The sequence below is a fragment of the Arsenophonus sp. ENCA genome (assembly GCF_002287155.1).
Lineage (GTDB): Bacteria > Pseudomonadota > Gammaproteobacteria > Enterobacterales > Enterobacteriaceae > Arsenophonus > Arsenophonus nilaparvatae.
Window position 1 is genome coordinate 1 of record NZ_NHNG01000312.1, and the last position, 2,428, is coordinate 2,428.

A 2,428-nucleotide genomic window follows, 5' to 3' on the forward strand; every position below is an offset into this window, starting at 1 on the left:
AAGTCGCTCTGGTTGCCTGCATGCGCAAACTGTTGACCATCCTGAATGCGATGCTCAGAAAGAACGAAGAATGGGATGAATCCTACCATCAGGTTACTACGTAATTTTGTTGGTCAAGACAGTTGCTGAGTTAATAAAATCAATTATTTATGTGCTAATTTCAGAATACTAAAACCTAAGAAGGTAGTGAAAATAGCAAAGAGATAGCGCTTAGTTGGAATGAATATTCTGAACACTTTGAGCGCTTAATTTGACTTTGTATTCTGGCCGTCTACCGTCGGTACCACCTTAAACTTGCGGTCGTACCTGGCCGTCTGGCCAATATTTTTATGCCCCGATATAGCCTGTTTTTCCTGTAACGAGCCGCTCAGATCGCTTATCCCCTTTGCCTTTAAATCGTGAAACGTCAAATCGAAATTAAGATCCGGATTATCTTTTTTGGCTAAGGCTTTCGCGGCTCTCCACCGATTACTTAACCCACTAGCCGTGTATCGACCGCCGTCAGGTTGGTATAGTACAAAAGTTGAAACGATTCCTGCACGGACGGGAAGTGTTGATGCAAGCTTTACCACTGCCGGAAGCCTGGGCGACCATGATTTTATTTGCTTTACCCCCGTTTTTCCTTGGCAGATGAAAATGCCCTCATTCATAATTTGCTCACGGCGAAGCGAAAGAACATCACCTTGGCGTGCGCAACATAAGTATGAAATTTCCATTGCGACTTTGACTAAAATATCAGCGGCTTGGTATAGCGCGTTGTATTCTTCGTCGGTTATATACCGTTCGCGGGGTTTTTCGCTAAACTGGCGAACACCTTGGCATGGATTTATAGCCACTAGTCCGCGCTCATAACCCCACCTAAAGACCCGTGACAAAAAAGCTTTTTCCCGATTGGCCTGAACTTGACTTTTTGCTCCGCGTATATCCATGTACTTCCGAATATGCGGAGGTTTAATGTCATCAGGGGGCATTTTACCAAAGGGTTTTTTTACCCGAGTAGCGTATTTTGCATAGTCTGTTCTTGTGTGTTTACTCAATGCGTTAAAATCAGCAGATTCAAAAAATTGATTAATCAGTTTTTCAAAGGTATCACCATGCGTATTACCTTCAATCTCCTTCATATACTCTTCGTAAGCCGCCCACACCTCGGCATAGCTTGCACTTAACGGACAAAGGCGTTTTGTTTCACCGTTTTTATGTTTATATTCAAATGCGCTACGTCCGCGGGATACGCGTTTTGGAAGCTTTGCGTCATCAGGATTTTTACGTGGTCTTCCCATTTTTCATTGCTCCCCAGTCTGGCTCAGATGTTGAATTTGCTGTCCTAAATTTAAGTGGATGATTAAAGTGGTACCATGTAGTACGAAGCTTACCATCACGATTTTTTACAAACCATACTCCAGCCTCAATTAATTTTTCCACTTGTTTGTTGGGAAGTTGAAAACCTGTTATCTTTTCAAGTTCATCGTCAGAAATAATATCATTTTCACTTTTCATAGCGTTATTTCAAACCTCGCTTTTTTATCGTTTCAAGCAGAATGTCCCGCAGTTCGTGTTTTAAGTTACGTCGATTCCAATCAGATAATGTGATGGTTGTCATAATGACCTCTGCTAAAATCAAGCCACTGCGCCGTATGTCATGACGGCGAGCAGTCGGAGAATGTTGAATTGTGGGAATGGGCTTTGTGGTGACGTAATGAGGGTTAGTCTGTCGCTATTAATATATTTAACTTGACATCTTTGTATCTCACCGCCACTAATTTTTAGCGGCAGTTCCGGTCGCTAAATATATTGTGGATGCTGGTGTGTGGTATATTTGCAGCTAAAGTAGTTGATAAATGTCGGGCTACTTTTGTTTCCATCAGTGCAACGGAATTACGCTGTTATTTTTCATCAGACGTATTTTCGACCGTTTTAGAGATGGGCACCTCGAAAAACTCAAGATTTTCAATTAACCCTTGGCTTTCATTCTAAATAATTAGATTTTTTTTGATTATCACGCTACTGATTCTATCGCACATTGCCCTGGCTAGGGCCATTTGACCCATTCTGGGCGTCAGAAAGCCACGATGCACGCGCTCTGGAAGTACGCCAACCGCTTTAGGTTGTAACATGCTGCCATCATCGTCATGGCAAAATTAGCGCGCACCTGTCCAATGGTGCGGATCAGTTTTCTACCCATTTGTTCCATCGCCGCAAATGCATGTTCAACCCGTGCCCTAGTCTTTGCAATCCTGTGGTTTCGCCCTTGCTGAGTCTTGGACAACGGTTTGTTTCGATGGCCTTTACGCTGAATCTGGCTCCTATAGCCGTTTGCCTTCAGCCAAGCTTCCCGCTCCGCAGAGGGATAGCCTCGGTCGGCGTAGATATTGCGATTGGTGTTGGCCTTGTCAATGACCCTTTCGAAATGCTGACTGTCGTGGGTGCT

At 43.7% G+C, this 2,428-nt stretch carries 3 protein-coding genes and 1 pseudogene; 1 reads left to right on the forward strand and 3 read right to left on the reverse strand.

What is annotated here, in order from left to right:
- Positions 1 to 104, forward strand: a pseudogene (locus tag CBG25_RS08425) (IS110 family transposase); the annotation flags it as partial.
- Between the two features lie 141 nt (positions 105 to 245).
- Here CBG25_RS08425 and CBG25_RS08430 read toward each other — a convergent pair.
- The 3 genes from CBG25_RS08430 to CBG25_RS08440 form a co-directional block, all read right to left on the reverse strand.
- On the reverse strand, positions 246 to 1,280 hold the full coding sequence (locus CBG25_RS08430) for a tyrosine-type recombinase/integrase (protein ID WP_290605990.1): 1,035 nt from the start codon (positions 1,278 to 1,280) through the stop codon (positions 246 to 248).
- Entirely contained in the window at positions 1,264 to 1,497 is a 234-nt protein-coding gene (locus CBG25_RS08435) for a DUF4224 domain-containing protein (RefSeq protein ID WP_290605992.1), read from the reverse strand. Before CBG25_RS08435 ends, CBG25_RS08430 begins: the two co-directional genes overlap by 17 nt.
- Positions 1,498 to 2,056: 559 nt before the next feature.
- Positions 2,057 to 2,428: transposase (locus CBG25_RS08440; protein WP_290603757.1), on the reverse strand; the 372-nt coding region annotated here is incomplete at its 5' end.

Excerpts from the sequence above, each read along its gene's own strand:
- CBG25_RS08430 (WP_290605990.1), bottom strand. The coding sequence starts at position 1,280 with ATGGGAAGACCACGTAAAAATCCTGATGACGCAAAGCTTCCAAAACGC.
- CBG25_RS08435 (WP_290605992.1), bottom strand. The coding sequence starts at position 1,497 with ATGAAAAGTGAAAATGATATTATTTCTGACGATGAACTTGAAAAGATA.